The organism is Pseudomonas sp. Q11, assembly GCF_024494355.1.
Taxonomy (GTDB): domain Bacteria; phylum Pseudomonadota; class Gammaproteobacteria; order Pseudomonadales; family Pseudomonadaceae; genus Aquipseudomonas; species Aquipseudomonas hefeiensis.
The window spans coordinates 21,557-47,488 of record NZ_JAKNQY010000013.1 but is presented as its reverse complement, the minus strand read 5'-3'; the positions used below and the strand labels follow the sequence as shown (position 1 = coordinate 47,488).

Sequence of the window (25,932 nt, the reverse complement as noted above, 5' to 3'; positions counted from 1 at the left end):
AGTAAAAAGCCTCCATCAGGGAGGCTTTTACGTGTCAGAGGTCAAAGTCGTAATCGGCCAGTTGTTTCTGCAATCGACGCTCCTCCAGCAGATTATCGATCGTGCGACGTTTGCTCAGATTGGTCTTCGCTGTTTCCACGACCACGGGTTCAGCATCCTCGGTCTCTACGGCGATGAATTCGTCTTCTACATCCAGTTGTTCTTTGCCAGCACTCATGGGATCGACTCCAGGCTTAGACTGCCTTTGGCGCTCCTTATATCGACAAACCACCGGCGGGTAAAAAAGATTTTTTCAATCGTCGAATCAATAAAAGCAATAGCGCCTCAATCGTCGGAGGTCTTGTGCTTGTATTCGCATAGATCCTCGATCCGGCAACTGCCACAGCGGGGCTTGCGCGCCAGGCAGACGTAGCGTCCGTGAAGGATGAGCCAGTGGTGGGAATCGAGCAAAAATTCTTTCGGTACGAATTTCATCAATTTTTTTTCCACTTCCACAACATTTTTGCCCGGTGCCAACCCGGTTCGGTTGCTGACGCGGAAAATGTGGGTGTCGACCGCCATGGTCAACTGACGAAATGCGGTATTGAGCACCACGTTAGCGGTTTTGCGACCGACACCTGGAAGGGCTTCCAGCGCCTCGCGAGTTTGTGGGACTTCGCCACCGTGGCGCTCCGTCAGCAGGCGGCAGGTCTCGATGACGTTTTTCGCCTTGCTGTTGAAAAGGCCGATGGTCTTGATGTATTCGGACAGCCCTTCGACGCCCAGGGCGTGGATCGCCTGCGGCGTGTTGGCCACTGGAAACAGTTTGGCCGTGGCCTTGTTGACGCCGACGTCGGTGGACTGGGCCGACAGAATCACCGCGATCAACAGTTCGAACGGCGAGTTGTAGGCCAGTTCGGTCTTCGGTTCCGGGTTGTCTTCGTGCAAGCGACGGAATATTTCCAGGCGTTTTGCGGCGTTCATGGGCGCGGCGTTTCCTCGATCGTTGAGTGGGGTTTAGCGCCTGTCCAGGCCTGCCGTGCTGCCAGCAGCAGGCCGAGCAGAATGAATCCGCCAGGGGCGAGCAAGGCCAGTGATATTGCGTTGCCGATCAGCTCGCGCAGGGTGCCCAAGCCGATCATCAGCAGGCCGAACAGCCCCGCCAGCCTGAGATGTTCGGGCAGGCGCGAGCCGACGAAGGCGTCGTCATGCTCCAGCACCACGCAGCTCAAGGCGATCCAGCCAATGTAAAGGCTCAGCGGTTGATACAGTTCCAGTACCCAGGCTTGTGCAATAAGGCCTGCGCAAGCTGTCAGGGTTGCGGCCAGCACGACGGATGCGAGCAACCGCTGATTTGCTGTCAGGCGTGGCCGTAACAGCCCCATGGCCAAACCATGGCCGGCACTGATCAGTGCCCAGGCCAGCCATAAGCCCAGCGCGTTTACCAGCGAATCGCTGGCGCCGACCAAGGGGACAAGCAGCAGGCCGCGGGTCAGTACCAATGGTTTATTCATCAATGCTCACTCCGGTCAGTTGAGCCTTATGCTCGTCGAAGTAACGCAATGCATCGTGAACGGCCTGCAGGACTGACCGGGACGTGACGGTCGCGCCAGCCAGCTGATCGAACTGTCCCTGATCCTTTTTCAAGGCCCAGCCGCTGTCGGTGGGGGCTTGGAGCGATTTACCGTTGAAGGTTTGCAGCCAAGCGTTCGGCCAGCCGGCGATGGCCGCGCCCAGGCCGGGAGTTTCTGTCTGGCGCAGGGTTTTCACACCCAGCAACCGCCCCTGCGTATCGATAGCGACCAGTAATTCGATGCTGCCTTCATAGCCGAGCGTCTGGCTACGCAGCAATACTGCGCTGGGCTGGCTGGCGCGAGTCGCCAGATAACCGCGCAACAGCGTGCTATGGGCCAAGGCCACGGGGGCCGTTACGACAGGCTGCGCCAATGGTCGATTGTCATAACGGTCGGCCGGCAGTACCTCGAGCAAGGCTCTGTTCGCGATGGCTTGCTGCTGATCGTTGATGCGCTTTGCGGTACCCAGTTGGGTAAGGTAAGTGGCCCCGGTACCGAGACCGATCAGCAGAGCCAGGATGGCAACGCCATGGTGGTTTTTCATTGGGGCTGCCGCCTGTGTCGCGCCTCGGCGAAACGCTCCAGTGCGGGCACGCCGAGGTTCATCAGCAGCACCGCAAACGCCACGCCGTCCGGGTAACCACCCCAGGTTCGGATCAGATAAGCCAGCAGTCCTACGCCTGCGCCAAACAGCAGGCGAGCGAGGGGGGCTTTGGCGCCCGAAACCGGTTCGGTCACGATAAAAAACGCACCCAGCATGGTCGCGCCAGTGAGCAGATGAAACAACGGCGAGCCATTGGAGTCCGAGCCCGACCCGTTCCAGCACAACAAGCTGATGATGAACAAGCCAGCGAGCATGCCCACCGGCGCGTGCCAACTGAACACCCGTTGTTGCAGCAGGAACAGTCCGCCGGCCAGAAACGCCAGGTTGATCCACTCGACGCCGCGCCCACCCCAGCGTCCGAATGCCGGGTTGGCGGCGAACAATTCATCAATGGTCAGGCTTTTGTTGATTCGCAGGCTGTCCAGGGCCGTTGCGCCTGCCCACCCATCAGGCCCCGGTTGAACGCCGAACACCTGTTGCAAGCCTTCAGACAGGCCCAGGCCATGAAGTGCAGGCCATTGATTCAGTTGCTGGGGAAACGCTACCAGCACCAGGGTGTAGCCGAGCATCGCCGGGTTGAATGGGTTATTGCCGACACCGCCCCAAAGGTGCTTACCGAACACCAAGGCGCACGCCGTCGCTGTGACGGTCAGCCACCAGGGGCAATACGCCGGCAAGGCCAGCGCCAGTAGCGTGGCGCTGACCAGCGCGCTGGCATCGTTCAGTTCGGGTTTGAGCGGTCGGCGCCGCAAGCGCAACACCAGTGCTTCGACAGCCAGTGCGCTAAGGCCCGCGAGCAGCAGGTTGAGTACCACGCCCCAGCCATAAAACCACGTCAACGCCAGAATGCCGGGCAGTGTCGCCAGCAGCACCTGCAACATTGCCTGCCGCAGCCGTTCGTCCATGGGCTCAGGGAGCGACATGAGCATCCACCTGGCGTTCGGCGTCTTTCACCGCTTGTTCCAGGGCCTGCATGTGTTCATCCGGCGCCCCGGCGGCCCGGGCCTTGCTGAGTTCAGCGCGACGCATCGCCAATTGGATCTTGGCCCGCTTCAGCTCGGCACTTTGAACGGGTGCCGGGGTTGAAGTGATGGGCTGAGCAGCGCCTTCCAACTGCGTCAAGGCGTGTTGCGCCGCTTCGAACTGGCGCTGTAGCACGATCAATTGCGACTGTTGTTCGAAGGTCGGCGGGTGGCCGAATGCTTTCAAGGATTTGTTTAACTGCGCCCGGCTCATCGCCAGGTCGACCTTGGCTTTTTTCAAGGCTGCGTCGGCGTTCGCGGCTTTTTGCGCTCGTACACGTTCCAGTGCGGCTTGTACTGGATCGAGGGACGAGGTTTGGGCCTGGGAGGCATGCTGTGTACGGGCCAGGCGCTCGGCGAGACGCTGCTCCTCTTCGCGGCGCAGGCGTGCGTTGCGTTGTTCGAAGCGCCGGCGGGCATGATTGCGTTTGGCGGTGCGCGCCTGCTGCTCTTCGACGCTGGGGGCCAAGCCGCCAATCACTGGCACCACGGTTGCTGTCGGCAATGGGTGCATTTCGATGCAGTCGACGGGGCAGGGCGCCACGCAAAGATCGCAGCCTGTGCATTCGTCGACGAGGACCGTGTGCATCAGCTTTGCCGCGCCGACAATCGCGTCCACCGGACAGGCCTGGATGCATTTGGTGCAACCGATGCATTCGGCTTCGCGAATAAAAGCGATCTGTGCCGGGGCTGAACCACGGCTGGTATCCAGCTCAAGCACCGGCACTTTCATCAGGTCGGCCAAGGCCGCGATGGTCTCACTGCCTCCGGGCGGACACTTGTTGATCGACTCGCCCTGGGCGATGCCTTCGGCGTAGGGCTTGCACCCGGGGTGGCCGCACTTGCCGCATTGGGTCTGCGGCAACAGGGCGTCGATACGTTGAATCAGACTCATGCTTTGACCAGCCCGCGCAATCCAAGAAATGCCACCGCCATGAGCCCTGCGCCGATCAACTGGATCGGCAGGCCACGAAAGGGCCTGGGGATATCGTTATCGAAGGTGCGCTGACGCAAATCATCGAACAGGCTCAACACCAGCCAAAACCCCAGCCCGGCGCCCAGGCTGGAGGCGACGGCGAGGCCCAGGCCTTGGTCATCCCGGCTATTGAGCAGTGTGACGCCCAGTATGCCGGCATTGCCCAGCAACAGTGGCCACAAACCCTCGAACGGCAGCGTCGGCAGCCAGCGCCCCAGCCAGTGCAGCAACGGTGCAATCAGCAACACGCTCAAGGACAGCCATGCAAGCAGGCGCAGCGAGGTCAGGTTTGCCGGAACCAGCAGCCAATGATCGATTAGATAACCCAAGGTGCCGACCATCAGCATCAGGCATGCCGTTGCCAGGCCCAGGGCGTGGACTTGCGTTCTTCCATTTGCCGCCAGCAGCGGATTGACGCCCAGCGGCCAATGCAACACGAGGTTGTTGATCAGGGCGGCGCTGAACAGTGTAAGAACGATTTCGGTCATGGGCGTGCTGGCAAAAAGAACCTTTCTATAGAGGTTAGGCATTATCCGGCATGCCGGGAGGGTGAGCCAGATATGAAAATCCCACAGCCGCCTGCCGGGCGACTGTGGGATCGGTACAGCGCGCGGTCGCGTTACTTGATCCGCTGACCCGGCTTGGCGCCGCTGTCGGGGCTCAGCAGGTAGATTTCTTCACCGCCGGGGCCGGCCGCCATCACCATGCCTTCAGAGATACCGAAGCGCATTTTGCGTGGTTTGAGGTTGGCGATCATCATCGTCAGCCGGCCTTCGAGCTTGGCCGGGTCCGGATAGGCGCTCTTGATGCCGGAAAACACGTTGCGTTGCTCATCGCCGATGTCCAGCGTCAGGCGCAGCAACTTGTCGGCGCCCTCGACGGCTTCAGCCTTGACGATCAGGGCGACGCGCAGGTCGATGGCGGCAAAGGCGTCGAAGTCGATCTCCGGCGACAGCGGGTCCTTGGCCAGCTCGCCATTGCCGGCAGGGGCGCCGGTGTCGGTCTGGCTGGCGGCCAGGTCTTCTTTCGATGCGTCGATCATGGCTTGCACCTTGGTGGCATCAATACGAGTCATCAGCGGCTTGAACTCGTTCAGTTGATGGTTGCTTAGCAGCGTCCGGTGGTCGTCCCAGGTCAGCGGCGCGACGTTCAGGAATGCCTCGGCATCGGCGGTCAGCAGCGGCAGCACTGGTTTGAGGAAGATCACCAGTTGGCGGAACAGATTGATACCCAGGGCGCAGATCGCCTGGACTTCGTCCTGCTTGCCTTCCTGTTTGTTCAGTGACCACGGTGCCTTGTCGGCGATCCAGGCATTGGCGCGGTCGGCCAGGGCCATGATCTCGCGCATCGCACGGGCAAAGTCACGGGCCTCGTAGGCTTCGGCGATGCTTGGGGCCGCCGCCAGGAAGGCTTCGGTCAGCTCCGGTGCGGCGTTACCGGCCACCAGCACACCGGCGTTGCCCTTGTGGATGAAGCCGGCGCAACGGCTGGCGATGTTGACCACCTTGCCCACCAGGTCGGAGTTGACCTTCTGCACGAAGTCTTCGAGGTTCAGGTCCAGGTCGTCCACGCCACGGCCGAGCTTGGCCGCGTAGTAGTAGCGCAGGTATTCCGGCGACAGGTGATCCAGGTAGGTGCGGGCCTTGATGAAAGTGCCACGGGACTTGGACATTTTCTGGCCGTTGACGGTCAGGTAGCCGTGGACGTTGATGCCGGTCGGTTTACGGAAACCGGCGCCTTCGAGCATGGCGGGCCAGAACAGCGCGTGGAAGTTGACAATGTCCTTGCCGATGAAGTGATACACCTCGGCCGTGGAGTCCTTTGCCCAGAACGCGTCGAAGTCCAGCTCCGGGGTGCGGTCGCACAGGTTCTTGAAGCTCGCCATGTAGCCGATGGGCGCGTCCAGCCACACGTAGAAATACTTGCCCGGTTCGCCGGGGATTTCGAAGCCGAAGTACGGCGCATCGCGGGAAATGTCCCACTCTTGCAGGCCGGAATCGAGCCATTCGGCGAGCTTGTTGGCCACCGCGTCGTGCAACGTGCCGCTGCGGGTCCAGGTTTGCAGCATGTCCTGGAAGTCCGGCAGCTTGAAGAAGAAGTGCTGGGAGTCCCTGAGCACCGGGGTGGCGCCGGAAATCGCCGATTTCGGGTCTTTCAGGTCGGTCGGTGCATAGGTGGCGCCGCATTTTTCGCAGTTGTCGCCGTACTGGTCTTCGGTGCCACATTTCGGGCAGGTGCCCTTGATGAAGCGGTCGGCCAGGAACATGTTCTTTTCCGGGTCGAAATACTGGGTGACCGAACGCGTGGCGATGTGCCCGGCGTCACGCAGCTTCAGGTAGATCTGGCTCGACAGCTCACGGTTTTCTTCGGCGTGAGTGGAGTGGAAGTTGTCGAAGTCCACCAGGAACTCGGCAAAGTCGGCGCTGTGTTCGGCCTGGACGTTGGCGATCAGTTGTTCCGGGGTGATGCCTTCCTTTTCCGCACGCAGCATGATGGCCGAACCGTGGGCGTCGTCGGCGCAGACATAGATGCACTGGTTGCCGCGATGTTTCTGGAAGCGCGTCCACATATCGGTCTGGATGTATTCCAGCATATGGCCGAGGTGAATCGAACCATTGGCATAGGGCAGGGCGCTGGTGACGAGAATCTTGCGTGGCTCGGACATGGGGCTCGGCTACTTGATGAAACGGAGGTCGGCCACTATAAAGCGCCGGGGAATATATTTCACCCCACTGGCCTGTTTCCGGATGCATTGCTAGGGGCGGCGCAAGGATTAAGCCAGGCAGTGGCGAGGGGATTGTGGGAGCAAAGCTTGCTCGCGAAACAGGCGCCTCGATTTCTGAAAGATCGCATCGCCTGCATCGCGGGCAAGCCTTGCTCCCACACAGCGCAAGCAAGCTTCCTAGCCACAACAGTGCTTGCCTGCGTAAGCGGGTCGCCACAAAAGCACGCGGGGCGTAGGATAGCGGCCTGTTTTCAAGTCTTGCTATCGGAGTTGCCCATGAGCGCCGTCAATCGCGCAGCGGTGGAAGCCGTCCTTCGCCAGTACACCGACCCCTACCTGAACCAGGACCCGGTCAGCGCCGGATGCGTGCGCGCCATCGACATCCAGGGTGATCGCGTCAGCGTTCAACTGGAAATCGGCTACGCCGCCGATCTGTTCAAGAACGGCTGGGCGCAGATGCTGCAGATGGCGATCGAGGCGTTGGACGGTGTAGCCGCGGCCAAAGTCGAAGTCACCAGCGTGATCGCTGCCCACAAGGCCCAGGCGCAAGTGCCGGGGCTGGCGAACGTCAAGAACGTGATCGCCGTGGCCTCGGGCAAGGGCGGCGTGGGCAAGTCCACCACCGCAGCCAACCTGGCCCTGGCCCTGGCCCGTGAAGGCGCGAAGGTCGGGATTCTCGACGCGGACATCTATGGTCCGAGCCAGGGCATCATGTTCGGCGTTGCCGAGGGCACCCGGCCGCAGGTCAAGGATCAGAAGTGGTTCGTGCCGATCCAGTCCCATGGCGTGGAAGTGATGTCCATGGCCTTCCTGACCGATGACAACACGCCGATGGTCTGGCGCGGTCCGATGGTTTCCGGCGCCTTGCTGCAACTGGTGACGCAGACCGCCTGGGGTGATCTGGATTACCTGGTGATCGACATGCCGCCAGGCACCGGGGATATCCAGCTGACCCTGGCGCAGAAAGTCCCGGTGGCCGGCGCGGTGATCGTCACCACGCCGCAGGATCTGGCCCTGCTGGACGCCCGTAAGGGCGTGGAGATGTTCCGCAAAGTGAACATCCCGGTGCTGGGTGTGGTGGAAAACATGGCCGTGCACATCTGCTCGAACTGCGGACATGCAGAGCATCTGTTCGGCGAAGGTGGCGGGGAAAAACTCGCGAGCCAGTACGGCGTCGAACTGCTGGCCTCGCTGCCGCTGTCGATGCTGATTCGCGAGCAGGCCGATGGCGGCAAACCCACGGTCATCGCCGAGCCGGACAGCCAGATCGCCATGGTCTATCAGGAACTGGCCCGCCACGTGGGCGCGCGGATCGTGTTGCAAGAGGCCGCGTCACCGGCGATGCCGAATATCACCACCAGCGACGATTGATGCTTTGAAACACGATCCAATGTGGGGGCAAGCCTGGGGGAGCAAGCATGTGGGAGTAAGTCTGTGGGAGTAAGTCTGTGGGAGCAAACCTGTGGGAGCACAGCTTGCTCGCGATAGCGGTTTTAAAGCCACAGATGTGTTGTATGTGACGCCATCATCGCGAGCAAGCTGTGCTCCCACAGGCCTGCTCCCACATTTGGGTATGCGCTGGGTTTAGATCCGCAACCCGCCATCCATCTCCAGGATCCGGCCCGTGTAATAGTCGTTCTCGAAGATATACGCTGCCGAATGGGCGATCTCTTCGGGTTTGCCCATGCGTTTGAGCGGGATCCCGGAAGTCATTTTTTCCAGGGCTTCGGGTTTCATGCCCAGGGTCATTTCGGTTTCGATGAAGCCCGGCGCGATGCCGGCGACACGGATACCGTAGCGCGCCAGTTCCTTGGCCCAGGTTACCGTGGCCGCCGCGACGCCGGCCTTGGCCGCCGAATAGTTGGTTTGGCCGACATTGCCGGCGCGGGAGATCGACGAAATGTTGATGATCGCACCGCTGTTCTTCAGCTCGACCATTTTCGCTGCCACTTCACGGGTGCACAGGAAGACACCCGTCAGGTTGACATCGATCACCGCCTGCCACTGGGCCAGGCTCATTTTGCTCATTTCACCGTCCTTGACCTTGAGCAGCAAACCGTCGCGCAGAATCCCTGCGTTGTTGATCAAGCCGTGGATCGCGCCGAAATCCTCGGCGACCCGGGCGACCATGTCGCTCACTTGCTCTTCATTGGCAACGTTGCACAGATAAGCCCGGGCCTCGACGCCCTTGGCCGCGCAGGCGGCAACTGCCTGGTCGAGCTTTTCCTGGTTGAGGTCCACCAGAGCGAGCTTGGCGCCTTTGCCGGCGAAATACTCGGCCATGGAGCGGCCCAGACCCTGGCAACCGCCGGTGATAATGATTACTTTGTCGGTGAGTTGCATTCGCATGTCCAGATTGCAGAGCGGTGGGAGGATGTCCTTTTACTGGCCTCTCGATCGGCGACGGCGTAGCCCGGCTGCACATGAGAACTGCCCAAAGGCGCGCTGGTACATTGCTCCAGTCGCCTGACCGTTTCCAGACGGATTTGATCAAAGGAGTCATAATTTGAGCGTTGAAGCTGCCAAGCATGCACGAGAATTGCTGCTCAAGGAATACCGTGGAATGCTCTCCACCCATTCCAAATCCATGCCCGGTTTCCCGTTCGGCTCCGTGGTGCCGTATTGCCTGGATGACCAAGGCCGTCCACTGATCCTGATCAGCCGTATCGCCCAACACACCCACAACCTGCAAAAAGACCCCAAGTGTTCAATGCTCGTAGGTGAGCGGGGGGCCGAGGATGTGCAGGCCGTCGGGCGCCTGACTTATCTGGGCGAGGCGCACAAGCTGGAAGACAGCGTCGCCATTGATGCCGCCGCTGAACGTTACTACCGTTATTTCCCTGAGTCGCAGAACTACCACAAGGCCCATGACTTCGATTTCTGGGTGCTCAACCCCGTGCGTCATCGTTACATCGGTGGTTTCGGTGCCATTCACTGGATCGACCAGATCACCCTGGCCAACCCTTTCGCCGGCAAGGCCGAAGCCAGCATGATCGACCACATGAATGCCGACCATGCCAAGGCCATCGCGCATTACGTCGAGCTGGCCGGTCTGCCCGCAACCGTACCTGCGCAACTGGCCGGTATCGACAGTGAAGGCATGCACTTGCGTATCGGTCAGGCCCTGCACTGGCTGGCGTTTCCAGCGCCTTGCAATACGCCGACACAAGTGCGCGAAGCCTTGGTTTATCTGGCTCACGCCGAGCAATGGCCAAAAAATGCTGAGGCTGACGCTTGAATTCACGAAAGGGCGACGTCATCTAGGGTTTGATAGCAAGGCATTCTTGCGTTGAGGAACCTTTTGATGCGCCCTTTTTTGTTGCTCTTTCTGCTGTTCCCGGTGTTGGAGCTGTTCGTATTCGTCAAGGTCAGCGGTGCGATCGGGTTTTTCCCGGCGTTGCTGCTGGTCATTCTCGGCTCGATGCTCGGCGTGTTCGTGCTGCGCATCGCCGGCCTCGCCACGGCCTTGCGTGCCCGTGAAAGCCTGAACCGTGGCGAGTTGCCTGCCCAGACCATGCTCGAAGGCCTGATGTTGGCCTTGGGTGGCGGTCTGTTGATCCTGCCTGGCTTCATCAGTGATGTGTTGGGCCTGGTCATGCTGCTGCCGTTCACCCGTCGGTTGCTGGCCAATAAAATGCGCCAGCGTGCCGAGGAACAGGCGATTCGCCAGCGCGCCTTCGCTGAGGACCTTCAGTCCCGTGGCGGGCCAGCTCCGCGAGAGCCCGTGGGCCGCGAACCCGATGTGATCGAAGGCGAGTTCGAGCACCGCGATCCCAAGTAAAAACCAGCGACACGGCACCTTCGGGTGCCGTGTTCATTTTTGGCTGCGTGAAGTAAAAAATTTTATACCCAACCCTTGAAATCGGCTTGTACGCCCTTATGTATGGGTCACCGCAAGGTTTCCGGTGGCGACACTGGACAGACTTCCGCGGTTCGCTTGACGAACCGCATCCGGCTCCGCCGGCTTTTGTTAAAACCGCCGGGACTACACCGGCCGATGAAAACCAAAATTAGGAGAGATCGACAATGAAGCTTCGTCCTCTGCATGACCGCGTCGTCATCCGTCGCAGCGAAGAAGAGAAGAAAACCGCTGGCGGTATCGTCCTGCCAGGTTCGGCTGCCGAGAAAGCCAACCACGGTGAAGTTCTCGCTGTAGGTCCAGGCAAGGCACTGGAAAACGGTGAAGTACGTGCGCTGGCCGTGAAAGTGGGTGACAAGGTTGTGTTCGGCCCTTACTCCGGCAGCAACACAGTGAAAGTCGACGGCGAAGACCTGCTGGTGATGAGCGAGAACGAAATCCTCGCTGTCCTGGAAGGCTGATTCCCCCGCTCATTTTCCCGTTACTACAAAGTATTTAAGGATTATCGATCATGGCTGCTAAAGAAGTTAAATTCGGCGATTCCGCCCGCAAGAAAATGCTCGCCGGTGTCAACGTCCTGGCTGACGCAGTAAAAGCGACCCTGGGCCCTAAAGGCCGTAACGTGATCATCGAGAAGAGCTTCGGCGCTCCGACCATCACCAAGGATGGCGTTTCCGTAGCCAAGGAAATCGAGCTCAAGGACCGTTTCGAAAACATGGGCGCGCAGCTGGTCAAAGACGTTGCCTCCCGTGCCAACGACGACGCCGGTGACGGCACCACTACCGCTACCGTTCTGGCTCAATCGATCGTCAACGAAGGCCTCAAGGCTGTCGCTGCCGGCATGAACCCGATGGACCTCAAGCGCGGCATCGACAAGGCGACCATCGCCATCGTCAAAGAGCTTAAAGCCCTGTCCAAGCCATGCGCTGACACCAAGGCCATCGCTCAGGTCGGCACCATCTCGGCCAACTCCGACAACTCCATCGGCGACATCATTGCCGAAGCCATGGAAAAAGTCGGTAAAGAAGGCGTGATCACCGTTGAAGAAGGCTCGGGCCTGGAAAACGAACTGTCGGTTGTAGAAGGCATGCAGTTCGACCGTGGCTACCTGTCGCCGTACTTCGTCAACAAGCCGGACACCATGGTTGCTGAGCTTGATAGCCCGCTGATCCTGCTGGTCGACAAGAAAATCTCCAACATCCGCGAAATGCTGCCAGTGCTCGAAGCCGTTGCCAAAGCCGGCCGCCCACTGCTGATCGTGGCTGAAGACGTTGAAGGCGAAGCCCTGGCGACTCTGGTTGTGAACAACATGCGCGGTATCGTTAAAGTCGCTGCCGTCAAGGCACCAGGCTTCGGCGACCGTCGCAAGGCCATGCTGCAGGACATCGCCGTACTGACCGGCGGTACCGTTATCTCCGAAGAGATCGGCCTGAGCCTGGAAAGCACCACCCTGGAGCACCTGGGTAACGCCAAGCGCGTGATCCTGTCCAAGGAAAACACCACCGTGATCGACGGTGCCGGCGTCGAGGCTGATATCCAGGCTCGCGTTACCCAGATCCGCGCACAAGTGGCCGAGACTTCGTCCGACTACGACCGTGAAAAACTGCAAGAGCGCCTGGCCAAGCTGTCTGGCGGCGTTGCAGTGATCAAGGTTGGCGCCGGTTCCGAAGTTGAAATGAAAGAGAAGAAAGCCCGCGTTGAAGACGCGCTGCACGCAACCCGCGCAGCCGTCGAAGAAGGCGTGGTACCTGGCGGCGGCGTGGCACTGGTTCGCGCTCTGCAGGCTATCTCCGAACTCAAAGGCGACAACGATGACCAGAACGTGGGCATCCAGTTGCTGCGTCGCGCTGTAGAAGCACCGCTGCGCCAGATCGTTGCCAACTCCGGCGACGAGCCAAGCGTTGTGGTCGACAAGGTCAAGCAGGGTTCGGGTAACTACGGTTACAACGCTGCTACCGGCGAATACGGCGACATGATCGAAATGGGTATCCTGGACCCGGCCAAAGTGACCCGTTCGGCTCTGCAAGCGGCTTCGTCGATTGCCAGCCTGATGATCACCACCGAGGCGATGATCGCTGAAATCAAGGAAGACGCTCCAGCTGGCGGCGGCATGCCAGACATGGGCGGCATGGGTGGCATGGGCGGCATGATGTAAGCCAGCCTTACCCCTGTACTGAAAAACCCCGCCTGCGAAAGCAGGCGGGGTTTTTTAATGCCTCGAGTTTACCTCCGCATTGGCAGAGGCCCGGCGGTCCCTGTGGGAGCAAAGCTTGCTCCCAAGGGGTTTAGGCGCTAACAGGATCCCCATCGGTCACTTGGTCAGCTCCAACGGCCGGCCTGTACAGGATGTAGTAGTAACACCCCAGGCAAATCAGCCAACAGAACACCGCTGTCCAGACATTATGGGAAAAGAAGTGCGCCCCTTGCATCATCCGGCTCACGGAGAACAACGTGCCCAGGGAGAAGGCGAATATGAAGGCCTGGCGGGCCAGGCGCGGACGGCGGTCGCGCAGTACGAAGAACAACGCAAACAACGTAAACCCGGCGGCGGCGTGCCCGCCGGGCCAGCATCGGCCGGGTTTGTCAGTGGCCGGGCGCGGGCTCAACAGTTCGCTGTAGGTTTGCTTGCCACCGAACTCCTTCAGGCTCCAGGGGCATTGCACTGCCGTCACGGCTTTCATCGGCGTGACGAACGAAGTTGCCAACGCCAGGGAGAGCACCAGGCAGCCCAGTTCGCGTTTGAACGGTTTGAGCCGGGTGAAGAAAAACGCTGCGATGAAACCAACGATCGACAATACGGAAAACACGATGACCAGTTGCTTGGCACGATCATGCAGGATGTCTTCCAGAAAAAAACTGTGCCGACCGATGAACCCGTCGGCCGGGTCGTAAAACAGCCTGGCCAGGTCCATGTCCAGTGTGGTCAGTTCCAGCAGTACCAGCATCACCGCGACAGCGATGGGCAGGCCCAGGACAAGACGAAAATTCAATGGCCTGGAGACGGGACGGGTGGCAGTGGAAACCATGGCAGTACCTTTGGTGGAGGTGTTCTTGAGCAGCACGTTGCGCGCAGTCTGGGCCGGGTGCCGTGGGCGAGGTGTGAATGCCGGGTGAAAAACTTGTCAATGTCCGACTCTCGACCCCTGTGGGAGCGGGCTTGCTCGCTACGACAGCCGATACAACCCTAGCCGTTATCCACACTTGGCCTTAAGCTGCGCGGGCCACGATGACCGTCCACGTGCGCAGAGGAGATGCCCATGCGAATTCTGTTGGTTGAAGACAACCGTGACATCCTGGCCAACCTGGCCGATTACCTGGGGCTCAAAGGCTATACCGTCGATTGTGCCCAGGACGGTTTGTCGGGGTTACACCTGGCCGCGACCGAGCACTATGACCTGATCGTGCTCGACATCATGCTGCCGGGCATCGACGGCTACACCTTGTGCAAGCGCCTGCGCGAGGACGCCCGACGTGATACGCCAGTGATCATGCTCACGGCCCGGGATCAACTGGACGATCGCCTGCAGGGGTTCAAGTCCGGCGCCGATGATTACCTGGTCAAACCTTTTGCCCTGTCGGAACTGACGGCGCGAATCGAAGCGGTCATGCGGCGGGCCCAGGGCGGCGGCCGGCGCGCCTTGCAGGTCGGTGACTTGAATTACGACCTCGATACCCTGGAAGTCACCCGTGAAGGCAAACTGCTGAAGCTCAACCCGGTAGGCCTGAAGCTGCTGGCGGTCTTGATGCAGAAAAGCCCCCATGTGTTGCGGCGGGAAATCCTCGAAGAGGCCTTGTGGGGCGACGATTGCCCGGACAGCGACAGTCTGCGCAGCCACGTCCATCAGTTGCGTCAGGTGATCGACAAACCGTTCGACAAACCGCTGCTGCACACCGTGCATGGCGTCGGTTATCGCCTGGCCGAGGGCCGAGATGGAGTTTAAGCAGAGCCTTGCCCAGCGGATCATCATCGCCTTTGCGCTGATGAGTGCATTGGTGGCGGGGGCATTCGCCATGGGCATCGTGGCAACGGTTCATCTGGTGGAAGAAAGACTGATTTCCGCCGGTCTTGGGGGAGACCTGCAACGTCTGCTGCTGATGGACAGCGTTTCGGACTGGAGTCATCGTCCGGAACCTGACCAGTTGTTCTATTTCAGTGGCGGCCCGGGGGACTTCGACTTGCCCAAGGACCTGCGCCACCTGGATCCTGGTTTCCACGAGGTCTTCCGCGCGCAATTGTCGTATCACGCCATGGTCGAGATTGTTGACGGTCGACACTACGTGCTACTGCAGGACCAGAGCGACTTCGAAGAGCGCGAACGGGTGCTGTTCGCCGTGGTGCTGGTGGGCTTCGTGCTTAGCCTGGCGCTGGCGGTTTTCCTGGGGTGGGTCCTGGCTCGTCGGGTGATGGCGCCGGTCGTGCGCCTGGCCCGGCAGGTGCGCCATCGCGACCAGCTCCTCGGGCTGGCCCCGCCGCTGGCCCCCGATTATGCCGCCGATGAGGTGGGTGAGCTGGCGGTGGCGTTCGACGCCACGCTGGGGCGACTGCGCCAGGCCTTGACGCGTGAACGGTTGTTTACCAGCGACGTCAGCCATGAGTTACGCACGCCGCTGATGGTCCTGGCCAGCTCCTGTGAGCTCTTGCTGGAGAACCCTGCCCTGGATCAGCGCGGTCGCAAACAGGTCGAGCGTATCAGTCGGGCCAGTGAAGAAATGCGCGAGCTGGTGCAGACCTTCCTGATGCTCGCCAGGACCCAGCGCGAAGACAGCGGCATGTCGCCTCGGTTAGCGTTAGGCCTGGTGGCGGAGGACCTCGTTGGGCTGTGGCGTGCTCCAATCGAAGCCAAGGGCCTGACCCTGATCTTCGAGCCGGGGCAAACCGCCGACACGCCGTACAACGCCACGTTCCTGACCGCCGTCATGGGTAACTTGCTGCGCAACGCCTTGCATTACACCGATCAGGGCTTCATTCGCCTCACGCTGTCTGCTACCGGGTTTGTGGTCGAGGACAGTGGCGTGGGCATCCCCGAGGAGAAACGCGAGGCGATGTTCGAGCCGTTCGTGCGTGGCAATGAAAAACGCGGCGAGGGGCTTGGGTTGGGGCTTTCATTGGTACAGCGGATCTGCGAGAACCAGGGCTGGAGGGTGAGTCTCAGCACCATGGAGCCCAACGGCTGCCATTTCGAGGTTCAATTGAATCCCCAGGACTGAGGATCGCGCTCAAGTCTGCCCATTGGAAGTATCCCGAAAACCATCGAGCGCGTGCGCGACGAAGTTTTCACAAAGGGATGACCTGGCGCGGACATGTCGGCCCTTAACGTCGGAGCCATTCCGTCATGGAGGTTCCCGTCAATGTCCAACCCGATCAAGCTCGATTTTTCCGAAAAATATGACGAACAACACGCTCACCAATACCTGAATAAACATCAGACTGGCCTGAGCCGTCGTCTTTCCCACCGACGTGATGAACAACTGGCACGAACTGCTTTGGCCCTGGCAGGTGACCCTGGACTGGTGCTGGATCTGCCGTGTGGTGCCGGCCGTTTATGGCCTGTGTTGGCCGAGAAACCGAACCGGGCGATCATCGGAGCGGACAATTCCGAAGCCATGCTCAAGACCGCGTTGAGCGCTCAACCCGCCGATGTCGTAAAACGGGTACAACCCTTGCACGCCTCTGCGTTCGACATTGCCTTGCCTGATAACGCCGTCGACAGCATTTTTTGCATGCGCCTGCTCCACCACATCGGTGAACCCGCGCATCGACTGGCGATTCTGCGGGAATTCGAGCGTGTCACCCGTGACAGCGTGATCGTTTCATTGTGGGTCGATGGCAATTTCAAGGCCTGGAAACGTAAGCGTCTGGAGCGCACCCGTGGGCAGAAAGGCTACCAGAATCGATTTGTGTTACCGGCCGCTACAGTCGAGGGTGAGTTTCGGCAGGCCGGTTTTCGCATTCAGGAACGACTGGATTTCCTGCCACTCTATGCCATGTGGCGAGTTTATGTATTACGCAAGATTGTGCAGGCAGTGGAGACAACAGCGGCCCCCCGCTGCAACTTCGAACATTTCTGGAGTCAGCAGGGTGAATGGGTGGAAAAACCCAATGTGCGTCGTGGCGGTGAAAGCGGTGTGCAGCGGATCCACAGTGGCGACGGTGATCTGCTGTATGCCAAGCGCCAGACCGGACACATTTATCGTAGCTTGCTGCATCCGTTTGGACGTCCGACCGTGCTACGTGAGCAAGATGCTCTCTTGGCGTTGACCCGACTTGACGTCAGCGTTCCAAAAGTCATCTTCTATGGCGCCCAGCGAGATCCGATTCACAACTGGCGTGCGCTACTTGTGACCCAGGCGTTGGACGGTTTCGTGGAGTTGGAACACTGGTATGCCGCAGGCGGACGCGAGCGTCATGGCGAAGCGGGGCATGAGCGAATCCTCCAGGCATTGGCTGAGAACCTGGCTCGCATGCATAGGGGCCGCTGGCAGCATGGCTGCCTCTATCTCAAGCATATATTTGTGCGCGTGACCGGAGAGGGCGAGTCGGCCCGGGCCGAAGTAGCACTGCTGGATTTGGAGAAATCCCGTCAACGCCTGACTTCCCGGACCGCAGCGTCCCATGACATGAAACAACTGCGACGCCATTCGTCGTTCAGCGATTCAGAATGGGAAAAACTCGTCTACTTTTACAGAGCGGCGTTTGGCAGCGCTATCAAGGGTTTATAGTAATGAAACTAGAAATTGCTAGAGGTTTGTTCTTAGTGGGAGCTCTGGCAGTTACCTCAATGGCGGTGGCGGTCTGGGAGCAGCCCCGGTCGCAGATTCTCAGTGCCTCTCAACTGGGCGCGTACTGTCCTTTGCCACGCGTGGCCAAGGCCAGCGAGGCGATCCGTCCGGACGACGATCTGTTGCTTTTCATGTTCAGTCTTTCCCAAGGCATGAGGCCTCAGAGCTGATGTACAGAGAGCCAGGATAAAGGCCTCGCATATGCGAGGCCTTTGTTTTTGGAGCCTTCGGCAGCGCCTACAGGGCCAGTGGCCACACGTTAGGGTTTGTCCGGCTTGGCCAGCAGTGTATACACGCAGGGCAACACGAACAGTGTGAACAACGTGCCAATCGACATCCCGGTGGCGATCACCAAGCCGATGTCGAAGCGGCTCACCGCCCCGGCCCCGGTAGCGAGGATCAATGGCACCATGCCAAATACCGTCGCCGCGGTGGTCATCAGTACGGGACGCAAACGAATCGATGCGGCTTGCTCCACGGCCTCCCGTGGGGTTAGTCCCTGTTCCCTGCGCAACTGGTTGGTGAACTCAACGATCAGGATCCCGTGCTTGCTGATCAGGCCGATCAGCGTCACCAGTCCTACCTGGGTGTAAATGTTCATGCTCGACCAGCCGAGGAATAGCGGAATCAAGGCGCCGCAAATCGACAGCGGCACCGTCACCAGAATCACCAGCGGATCCCGGAAGCTTTCGAACTGGGCGGCCAACACCAGGAAGATGATCGCCAGCGCCAGGGCAAAGGTGACCCACAGCGCGCTGCCTTCCTGGACGAACTGTCGCGAAGCCCCTGCGTAGTCGAAAGCGAACCCTACCGGAGCCTCTTCTTGGGCAATCTGGCGGACCGTCTCGATGGCCTCGCCCATACTCACGATGGGAAAACCCGAGATCGTCACCGCGTTGAGTTGTTGGAACTGATTCAACTGCCGTGGTCGTGCCCGATCGCTGACTTTGATCAGCGTCGACAGCGGCAGCAATTCACCCTGGGTATTTTTTACGTAGTAGTTGTTCAACCAGTCCGGGTTGTCCCGGAACGGCCGTTCGACCTGGGCAATGACCTTGTAGCTGCGCCCTTCGATGGTAAAGCGGTTGATCTCGGCCTCCCCCAGCAGGGTGGCGAGGGTGCCGCCCAGGTCTTGCATCGAGACGCCCATCTGGGCGGCCTTGGCGCGATCGATGTCCACGACGACCTCGGGTTTGTCGAAAGCCAGGTCAACGTCCATGAAGGCAAACTTGCCGGACTCCAGTGCGCGCTTTTTGACCCGGTCGGCAATCTGCAACAGCGTTGCGTAGTCCTTGGGCGAGTTGATGACGAACGCAAATGGCAAGCCTTCGCCGGTGCCAGGCAGGGAGGGCAGGTTGAAACCGAATATTTGCAGGCCGGGGATGTTCTCCAGCTTGGCCTGGACTTCCGGCAGGATTTCCATCTGGCTGCGGCTGCGTTCGTTCCAGGGTTTGAGCAGGAAGCCGCCGATGCCGGATTGCACGCCGTTGTATCCGTTGATCTGGAACGAGGAGTAGTACTCCGGGAACTCCTTGAAGATGGTGATGAAATGATCGGTGTAGCTGTTCAGGTAGTCGAGGTTGGTCGGCTGGGGCGCATTGGCCATCATGAAGATGATGCCCTGGTCTTCATCGGGGGCCAGCTCGGACTTGGAGAACATGATCAGCACCGGAATCAGCAGCAGCACGATCACCGCGAACACCAGCACCACAGGCCGGGTATTGAGCATGCCGTGAAGCATGCGCTGGTAGCGGTCTTTAAGACGTTCGAAAACCACGTCCAGTCTATGAGCCAGTCCCGAGGGGTTCTCCTCGTGACGCAACAGCATGGCGCACATCATGGGCGAGAGGGTCAGTGCGACGATCCCGGAAATCACCACCGCCCCGGCGAGGGTCAGCGCGAACTCCTTGAATAGCGCCCCCGTGATCCCCTCCAACAGACCGATCGGCGCGTACACCGCTGCCAGCGTGATGGTCATCGAGACCACCGGCATAGCGATTTCCCGGGCACCTTCAATTGCAGCGTCGAACGGACTTTTGCCTTCCTCAATGTGCCGGTGGATGTTTTCCACCACCACGATCGCGTCGTCCACCACAAGACCAATTGCCAGCACCATGGCGAGCAGGGTCAGGAGGTTTATCGAGTAACCCATCAACTGCATGAAGAACATCACGCCAATCATCGACAGCGGGATGGTCACCACCGGGATGGCCACCGAACGCAGGGCGCCTAAGAACAGGAACACCACGACGATGACAATCAGCACCGCCTCGAAGAGGGTTTTGACCACCTCGTCGATGGAAGCCTGGATGAACAGGGTGGCGTCGTAGGCGATCTCGGCCTTGAGGTTGGCCGGCAGTTGGGCCTCCAGATCCGGCATGATCCTGCGCACTTCCTTGATCACGTCCAGCGGGTTCGCGCCGGGGGTGGCCTTGATGCCGATGTACACCGAGGGCGTGCCACCGAAGGAGCTGATGGTGTCGTAGTTCTCGGCGCCCATCTCCACCCGGGCGACATCGCGCAGCAGCACCCGGCTGTCGCCGTCGGTCTTGAGCGGGATCGCCGCGAAGGCCTCGGGGGACTTGAGTTCGGTGTTGGCGTTGATACTGGTGACCACGTATTCGCCTTTCACCTCACCGGCGGCCGAGAGGAAGTTGTACTGGCGCACGGCATCGGTCACGTCGGCGGCGGTGAGACCAAAACCGGCCAGCTTGACCGGATCCAGCCACAGGCGCATGGCGAAGACCTGGTTGCCGAGAATCTCCGCTTCGGCCATCCCCGGCAGTGTCGCCAGTTTGGGCTGGACCACCCGCGACAGATAGTCGGTGATCTGCGGGTTATTCAGCTCCTTACTGAAAAAGCTGATGTACATCAGCGCCGAGGCATCGGCGGCCTCGCGGCTGAGCACCGGGTCTTCAGCGTCCTGGGGCAGCTGGTTCTTGACCTCGTTGGCCTTGGCCAGCAACTCGGTAAAGAGCCGGTCGCTGTTGGAGCCAATGCGGGCGTAGACCGATATCACCGAAAAATTCTGACGGCTGACCGAGGTCATGTAGTCGATGCCCTCGGCGCTGGCGAGGCTCTGTTGCATCGGTTGTGTGATATAGCCCTGAATGGTCTCGGCGTTGGCCCCGGGGTAAGCGGTGGTCACCGTGATCAGGGCGTTCTCCATCTGCGGGTACTGGCGCAGGGGGAGCTTGCTCCAGGCCTGGAAACCCAGCAGCACGATCAACAGGCTGACCACGGTGGCGAGCACCGGACGGCGAATGAACGGATCAGTAAAAGCCATGGGGGTTCCTTGATCAGTCCGCGGGTGGCGGACTGTTCTGTTCGGTCAGGGTCTTGTCGTCGCTGATGGCGATGGGCGTGCCGTTATCCAGTTTGATCTGGCCCGCGATCACGACCTGTTCGCCGCTCTGCACGCCTTTGGAAACCAGTACCTGCCCGTCGCGTCGCTCACCGGTTTCGACGAATCGCCGTTCGGCGATCAGGATCGGCTGGCCCTTGTCATCTTTCTCGACGTTGCCGTCGTCGGCTTTCTTCTGCGTCACAACGTACATGGAGTTGCCGTAGAGGGTGTAGGTCACGGCGCTTTCCGGCACGACGATGGCGTTGGCCCTGTCCGGCAGGATCACCTGCAGGCTGGCGAACATGCCCGGCAACAGCCTGCCGTCGGGATTGCCCAGGGTGGCGCGTACCAGCACATTGCGAGTGCTGTCTTCGACCTTGGGGTTGATCGCGCTGATGGCGCCGACGAAGGTCTGGCCGGGGTAGGCCGAGACACTGACGTTGACTGGCTGGCCAACCGCGAGCTTGGGTACCGCTTGCTCGGGGAGGTAGAAATCCACATACAGGCTGCTCAGGTCCTGCAGGGTGGCGATCACCGTGCCGCTGGCCAGGTAGTCGCCGACGTCCACCTGGCGAATGCCGATAGTGCCGCTGAAAGGCGCGACGATGTGTTTCTTGGCCAGCGAAGCCTTGAGCTGGTTGACCGTGGCCTGGTTCTTTTTCAACTGCGCCGCGAGCCGGTCGAATTCGCCCTTGGAGATCGCCTGGCTGCCCACCAGTTGCCGGCCCCGGCCAAAATCCAGTTGCGACAGGCCAAGGTCGGCCATGGCGGTTTCCAGCAGCGCGCTTTCGACGTCACTGTCCAGTTGCACAAGTGGCTGGCCGGCCTTGACCTTTTGCCCCGACTGGAACTGCACCTTCTGCACTGTCCCGGCAATCTCCAGGCTCAGGTCTACGCCTTGCAGCGCGGTGAGGCTGCCGACGGTGGGCAGGCGAGTTTGCCAAGGCTGCTCGACAGCCGTGGCCACGGCGACGCTGACCGGCGGTTTGGGGGCAGAAAACATCTGGATCTGCTGGTAAACGGAGAAGGCCTTGTAGCCCGCCAGCAGCAGAACCACCAGCAGGACAACACCCAACATGATCAGCATGCGGCGTCGCAGCATGTTCCACTTCCTTGGAAATAAGCCGAGAGAAAAGACAGACAGGCGGGCACATTACTCCGAGTGCGCGACCGATTCAAAACGATGTTCATCGGTAATGTGTAAGGATTTTTCCAAAAAGCTGCCCGCTCGCTTGTCAGATCAAATGCAAATGGTTGTCCCAGAGCCCCGCGGGCAAATCCAGTGGCTTTGCAACCAGTTGTGACTGCCTACAATCGTAAAAGCGGCAACGACCCTGGCCCGACGTCACGACGAAACCGTCGGCCACCGCACCTACACCGGCGCAGTCCGGCAGAGGCGCATCCAGGCGTACTTCGCCGCTGTCCAGGTCCCAGATAAAAAAGCGGTTGCCACGGGGCGCTGTCAGGGCTACCAGGCGCAGGTCGCTGTGTACGGCGACGCTGGCGGTGTAATGACCCATGGCCTGCAATTGATGCTCGGCCACCGGGAATGCCTGAAACGGCTGGCCCGGACGCTTGATCGCCAAGAGCTCGGAGGATTCGTGGGCATCGCCCATGAATTGCTGGCCGGACACGATGGTGCCGTCGCTGGCGATGCCCATGTGGCGCACGCTGTTCATCGACTGGGCGAGGGTTTCCTTGCTCAGCAGGGTGCCATCGCGCTGCATCAGCACCAGGCTCGGCTCCATGGCATTGAGGTTCATCTCGACGCGGCTTTCGGCCTCGGTGCGGATGCCGCCATTGGCGACCACCAGCGTTTCTCCGTCGGGCATCCACGACACTTGGTGAGGGCCGATGCCGTGCGTGGACAGTTCGCCGCTGTGCACCAACCGTTCGCCTTCGAAACGGTACACACCCAGCAGGCCGCGGCCTGGATCGGTGGTGTCGTTCTCGGTGGCGTACAGCCATTCACCGCTTCTGTGAATCACCGCATGCCCGTAGAAATGCCGGTTCGGCAACGAGGTGATGGTCTGCAGCAGCGTACCGTCGTGCAGGTCGATCAGGTAGCTTTCGGTGCCAGGGCGACGGGCGACGAACAGCGCAATCGGTTGTGTCGGATGGTTGATGATGTCATGGCAACGCTGCTTGACCTGGGTGGCGAACACCCGGCTGCCGTCCAGTCGATAGCCCACGGCGTAGTGCTGGCCGTCGCTGTCGTCCCGTGCCGAAAGCAGGAGCGGACTCTTGTCCTTTTGCTTGAACAGCGTCCAGCCGCCCAGGGTAACGGCGCCGAGCAGCAGGCTGCCCAGTGCCAGAGCCTGACGTCGAAACATGATCAGTCACCGTCGTTGGCATTGAAGCCCAATTGAATCCCCAACGCCTTGGCCAGTTCGCCTTCGTGCAGGCGATGGACGACGTTGAGGCTGTCGTACAGTTCGTTGAGCTGCTGGCGCCCGGCGTCGTCACCGAGCATTTCGACCAGCGAGCGCTGGCTGTCGGCGAACAGCTTCAACGAGGTGTCGTAGGCCGCGTCGATCTTGTCGGCCAGGGGTTTCTGCTCGCTTGGCAACAGGCTGCGCAGACCTTTGTTGTCCACGCCGACCCAGACGGTCCTGGCCGCGCTCAGGCTGGCTTGCAGACCTTGCAGCGACGACTGGCTGCGCCAGGCATCGGCCTGGAACGGTTGCGGTACGCCCTTGCTCTGGCGGCCCATCGGCGTGCCGAGTTTCTTCTTCAAGGTGTCCAGGGCGGTGACCTGGACCCGCAGCAAATCGGCGATCGCCTCGTGGGAATCGGCGTAGCGCTGGTTCGGAAACTTGCTCATCTGGGCGAGCATGCCGTCGTTGGTATTCCAGCGTGACAGGATATCTTCGGCCAGTTGTTTCTGACGTTCACCGATGGCGGTCAGCAGCGGGCAGTACTTGGCTTTTTGCGCGCTGTCGGCCATGTCGATCTTGGCATCGAACAGCAGGTACTCATAGGCCGAGAGGCCCTGGACCACGACGCTGGATTTGGCCAGGCCGGCAACGTCGATTTGCGGCTGGCTGTTGACCAGTTGCTCGACCTGACGGCCTACCAGGTTTTTCTTGTCTGGCCAGAACTGTACCTGCCAGGCGCGGTTACCCTCGGCCAGCGGACCGATCAGCAGCGGTTGCAACTCGGCCCAGGCTTTTTGTGCCTTGAGGAAGTCGGCGCGGGCGGTCTCCAGGTTTTCCTTGCCCTGGCAGAACGCCAGGGCGCTGGTTGCCAGTTGCCGGTCGGCCTCGACCCAGCGGCTGTAGGTTGGCAGGATCACTTGCTTGGCGATCGCCGCCGAAGTGACCGCTTGCGGATCCTGGGGCGAGCAGGCGCCGAGGGCGATAGCGGCGAGGCTGGTGAATAACAGCTTGGGACGGAACATGTCGGACTCCCGTTTTTCGGAAAATGCGTTTAAAGGGAATTCAGGAAGGCCAGCAACGCAGCGCGCTGCTCGGCGTTGAACGCTAGAACCTGTTGCTGCGCCGCTTGCGCTTCGCCGCCATGCCACAGGACGGCTTCGAGCAGGTTGCGCGCGCGACCGTCGTGCAAGAACTGGGTGTGACCACCGACGGCTTCGGTCAGACCGATGCCCCACAGCGGCGGGGTCCGCCAGTCGCGACCGCTGGCCTTGAATTCGCTGCGGTTATCGGCCAGGCCTTCGCCCATGTCGTGCAGCAGCAGGTCGGTGTAAGGGCGGATGACCTGGTTCGCCAGTTCCGGTTCGGCAGCGTTGGCGGACGTGGTGTATTTCGGGGTGTGGCACGACTGGCAGCCGGCCTGGAAAAACAGATTCTTGCCGGCCAGCACCTGGGGCGAGTTCACCTCGCGACGGGCCGGTACGGCGACGTTGCGGCTGTAGAACAGCACCAGTCGCAGGATGTTGTCGCTGACTTCCGGCTCGCCATCGGCGCCGTTGCCGTTCGGGGCACGCTTGCAGTCGACCTGGGCCTCGGTGCAGTCGTCGAAGGGCCGCAGACTTGTGGTAAGACCCATGTCACCGGAAAAGGCGTGGACGTTCTGCTGATTGAGGTTTGGCTGGCCGGCCTTCCAGCCGAAACGCCCCAATACGGTCTTTTGCTGGACATCGTCCCAGACTTGGTTCGGCCGGCCGGTGATGCCGTTGTTCTCCCGGGCCTGGGCTTGGGCGTTGGCCAGGATCGCTTCATCGGGGATGGCTTCGAGCAGCCCCAGGCCGATCATCGGCGGTGCGACGCGGGCCGAAAAGCGCGTGTCGGGGTGCATCGGGCCGTAGCCCAGTTGGGTGATCTGCAGCTGCGGCTTGCGCAGTTCTACAACGGTGCCGTCCTTAAAGCGCACCGGGACCGGCGTGTAGTCGACCCGCACCTTGCCTTCAGGGACCACACCGGGCACGGACATGTCCTGCAATTGCCCACCGTAAACCGGTTCTGGCACCACCCCCAATTGCTCGATGACCTTGGCGTAGGCCGGGGCATCGGGGATCGACAGGCGCACCAGCATCGACACGGCGCTGGCCGCGTCCGGTGCCGGCGGATGGCCGCGACCGTCCTTGATGTGGCAGTTCTGGCAGGCGTTGGTATTGAACAATGGCCCCAGGCCGTCCCGCGCGGTGGTGGTCGATGGTGCGATCACCCAGGGGCTGCGGAAAAAACTGTTCCCCACGGCGAAGTCCACGCGCCGCGAAGGCGGCAGGTTGGCCGAGGGCAAAGAAAAGGCGTTCTGATCACTCTTGCGCACCGTCGCCGCGCCTGCGGACCGAGCTTCGCCGGGTTCGGCCTGGGTAAAACGCGGGGCATCATCGCAGGCACTCAGGCCCAGGGCCATGAGCAGAGCGCACAAGCGAAGAGGCAACGACGGCATCGGACTTCCTGGAAGACGAGTGAAACGAGGGCGCAAAGTCTAACAGGGCGCAGGGGTTTGAATAAGAGGAATTATCGTTTGGTTTTGAGCATCACTTTACCCAGATTACCAGGCTGCTTTTCCAAGGCTTGGCTCTCCAGCGTCCAGGCGTTCTCTTCCTCCGTTCGTCGGCAATCTGCTCTGACCTGTCAACCCTGACAGTAGTCGATC

At 60.6% G+C, this 25,932-nt stretch carries 24 protein-coding genes and 1 pseudogene; 10 read left to right on the top strand and 15 right to left on the bottom strand.

The window, feature by feature from the left end:
• Window positions 1–34: 34 nt before the first annotated feature.
• The 8 genes from MA884_RS15220 to metG form a co-directional block, all read right to left on the bottom strand.
• On the bottom strand, window positions 35–217 hold the full coding sequence (locus MA884_RS15220; protein WP_256231296.1) for a PA3496 family putative envelope integrity protein: 183 nt from the start codon (window positions 215–217) through the stop codon (window positions 35–37).
• Window positions 218–324: 107 nt separating this feature from the next.
• Window positions 325–963: an endonuclease III gene (nth, locus tag MA884_RS15215; RefSeq protein WP_256231295.1), complete on the bottom strand. Its 639-nt coding sequence runs from the start codon at window positions 961–963 to the stop codon at window positions 325–327.
• A complete protein-coding gene (locus tag MA884_RS15210) occupies window positions 960–1,493 on the bottom strand; it encodes an Rnf-Nqr domain containing protein (RefSeq protein WP_256231294.1) in 534 nt (177 codons plus the stop codon). Before MA884_RS15210 ends, nth begins: the two co-directional genes overlap by 4 nt.
• Window positions 1,486–2,097, bottom strand: coding sequence for an RnfABCDGE type electron transport complex subunit G (locus MA884_RS15205; protein WP_256231293.1), 612 nt, complete (start codon window positions 2,095–2,097; stop codon window positions 1,486–1,488). The genes MA884_RS15210 and MA884_RS15205 overlap by 8 nt, the downstream gene beginning before the upstream one ends.
• A complete protein-coding gene (locus tag MA884_RS15200) occupies window positions 2,094–3,080 on the bottom strand; it encodes an RnfABCDGE type electron transport complex subunit D (RefSeq protein WP_256231292.1) in 987 nt (328 codons plus the stop codon). The genes MA884_RS15205 and MA884_RS15200 overlap by 4 nt, the downstream gene beginning before the upstream one ends.
• On the bottom strand, window positions 3,067–4,074 hold the full coding sequence (gene rsxB / locus MA884_RS15195; protein WP_256231291.1) for an electron transport complex subunit RsxB: 1,008 nt from the start codon (window positions 4,072–4,074) through the stop codon (window positions 3,067–3,069). Before rsxB ends, MA884_RS15200 begins: the two co-directional genes overlap by 14 nt.
• A complete protein-coding gene (locus MA884_RS15190; protein WP_256231290.1) occupies window positions 4,071–4,643 on the bottom strand; it encodes an Rnf-Nqr domain containing protein in 573 nt (190 codons plus the stop codon). Before MA884_RS15190 ends, rsxB begins: the two co-directional genes overlap by 4 nt.
• A gap of 131 nt (window positions 4,644–4,774) precedes the next feature.
• Window positions 4,775–6,820, bottom strand: coding sequence for a methionine--tRNA ligase (gene metG / locus MA884_RS15185; protein WP_256231289.1), 2,046 nt, complete (start codon window positions 6,818–6,820; stop codon window positions 4,775–4,777).
• A 336-nt stretch (window positions 6,821–7,156) separates the two neighbouring features.
• Here metG and apbC point away from each other — a divergent pair, with 336 nt between their 5' ends.
• Window positions 7,157–8,251, top strand: a complete 1,095-nt coding sequence (apbC, locus tag MA884_RS15180; protein ID WP_256231288.1) for an iron-sulfur cluster carrier protein ApbC — start codon at window positions 7,157–7,159, stop codon at window positions 8,249–8,251.
• A 213-nt stretch (window positions 8,252–8,464) separates the two neighbouring features.
• Here apbC and MA884_RS15175 read toward each other — a convergent pair whose 3' ends face one another.
• A complete protein-coding gene (locus MA884_RS15175; RefSeq protein WP_107321990.1) occupies window positions 8,465–9,223 on the bottom strand; it encodes an SDR family oxidoreductase in 759 nt (252 codons plus the stop codon).
• 163 nt (window positions 9,224–9,386) lie between these two features.
• Between MA884_RS15175 and MA884_RS15170 the strand changes: the two genes are divergently transcribed.
• From MA884_RS15170 to groL, 4 genes are all read left to right on the top strand, one after another.
• Window positions 9,387–10,118 carry a HugZ family protein gene (locus MA884_RS15170; RefSeq protein WP_256231287.1) on the top strand — a complete coding sequence of 244 codons (732 nt, stop codon included), beginning with the start codon at window positions 9,387–9,389 and terminating at the stop codon, window positions 10,116–10,118.
• A 66-nt stretch (window positions 10,119–10,184) separates the two neighbouring features.
• Complete coding sequence (locus tag MA884_RS15165) at window positions 10,185–10,661, top strand: FxsA family protein (RefSeq protein ID WP_256231286.1); 477 nt, start codon at window positions 10,185–10,187, stop codon at window positions 10,659–10,661.
• A 245-nt stretch (window positions 10,662–10,906) separates the two neighbouring features.
• On the top strand, window positions 10,907–11,200 hold the full coding sequence (locus tag MA884_RS15160) for a co-chaperone GroES (protein ID WP_003204913.1): 294 nt from the start codon (window positions 10,907–10,909) through the stop codon (window positions 11,198–11,200).
• Between the two features lie 50 nt (window positions 11,201–11,250).
• Complete coding sequence (gene groL / locus MA884_RS15155) at window positions 11,251–12,894, top strand: chaperonin GroEL (RefSeq protein WP_256231285.1); 1,644 nt, start codon at window positions 11,251–11,253, stop codon at window positions 12,892–12,894.
• 130 nt (window positions 12,895–13,024) lie between these two features.
• Here the strand turns inward: groL and MA884_RS15150 are convergent, their stop codons facing one another.
• Entirely contained in the window at window positions 13,025–13,765 is a 741-nt protein-coding gene (locus tag MA884_RS15150; protein ID WP_256231284.1) for a phosphatase PAP2 family protein, read from the bottom strand.
• A 231-nt stretch (window positions 13,766–13,996) separates the two neighbouring features.
• Between MA884_RS15150 and colR the strand changes: the two genes are divergently transcribed.
• From colR to MA884_RS15125, 5 genes and pseudogenes are all read left to right on the top strand, one after another.
• Window positions 13,997–14,680 (top strand): two-component system response regulator ColR, encoded by a 684-nt coding sequence (gene colR / locus MA884_RS15145; RefSeq protein ID WP_256231283.1) that lies wholly within the window; start codon window positions 13,997–13,999, stop codon window positions 14,678–14,680.
• Window positions 14,670–15,947: a HAMP domain-containing sensor histidine kinase gene (locus tag MA884_RS15140; protein ID WP_256231282.1), complete on the top strand. Its 1,278-nt coding sequence runs from the start codon at window positions 14,670–14,672 to the stop codon at window positions 15,945–15,947. Before colR ends, MA884_RS15140 begins: the two co-directional genes overlap by 11 nt.
• Window positions 15,948–16,088: 141 nt before the next feature.
• Window positions 16,089–16,751 (top strand): annotated as a pseudogene (locus MA884_RS15135) (class I SAM-dependent methyltransferase); the annotation flags it as partial.
• On the top strand, window positions 16,725–17,459 hold the full coding sequence (locus tag MA884_RS15130) for a lipopolysaccharide kinase InaA family protein (RefSeq protein ID WP_256231378.1): 735 nt from the start codon (window positions 16,725–16,727) through the stop codon (window positions 17,457–17,459). The pseudogene MA884_RS15135 and the gene MA884_RS15130, both read left to right, overlap by 27 nt.
• Window positions 17,460–17,461: 2 nt before the next feature.
• The gene (locus tag MA884_RS15125; RefSeq protein WP_256231281.1) at window positions 17,462–17,689 is read left to right on the top strand and encodes a hypothetical protein; all 228 of its coding nucleotides are present in this window, start codon (window positions 17,462–17,464) and stop codon (window positions 17,687–17,689) included.
• Window positions 17,690–17,778: 89 nt separating this feature from the next.
• Here MA884_RS15125 and MA884_RS15120 read toward each other — a convergent pair whose 3' ends face one another.
• The 5 genes from MA884_RS15120 to MA884_RS15100 form a co-directional block, all read right to left on the bottom strand.
• Complete coding sequence (locus tag MA884_RS15120; RefSeq protein ID WP_256231280.1) at window positions 17,779–20,805, bottom strand: multidrug efflux RND transporter permease subunit; 3,027 nt, start codon at window positions 20,803–20,805, stop codon at window positions 17,779–17,781.
• 13 nt (window positions 20,806–20,818) lie between these two features.
• Window positions 20,819–21,967 carry an efflux RND transporter periplasmic adaptor subunit gene (locus MA884_RS15115; RefSeq protein ID WP_256231279.1) on the bottom strand — a complete coding sequence of 383 codons (1,149 nt, stop codon included), beginning with the start codon at window positions 21,965–21,967 and terminating at the stop codon, window positions 20,819–20,821.
• Window positions 21,968–22,100: 133 nt separating this feature from the next.
• Window positions 22,101–23,198, bottom strand: coding sequence for a DUF1513 domain-containing protein (locus tag MA884_RS15110; protein ID WP_256231278.1), 1,098 nt, complete (start codon window positions 23,196–23,198; stop codon window positions 22,101–22,103).
• Window positions 23,199–23,200: 2 nt separating this feature from the next.
• Window positions 23,201–24,265: an imelysin family protein gene (locus MA884_RS15105; protein WP_256231277.1), complete on the bottom strand. Its 1,065-nt coding sequence runs from the start codon at window positions 24,263–24,265 to the stop codon at window positions 23,201–23,203.
• A gap of 29 nt (window positions 24,266–24,294) precedes the next feature.
• The gene (locus MA884_RS15100; protein WP_256231276.1) at window positions 24,295–25,722 is read right to left on the bottom strand and encodes a di-heme oxidoredictase family protein; all 1,428 of its coding nucleotides are present in this window, start codon (window positions 25,720–25,722) and stop codon (window positions 24,295–24,297) included.
• Window positions 25,723–25,932 lie beyond the last annotated feature (210 nt).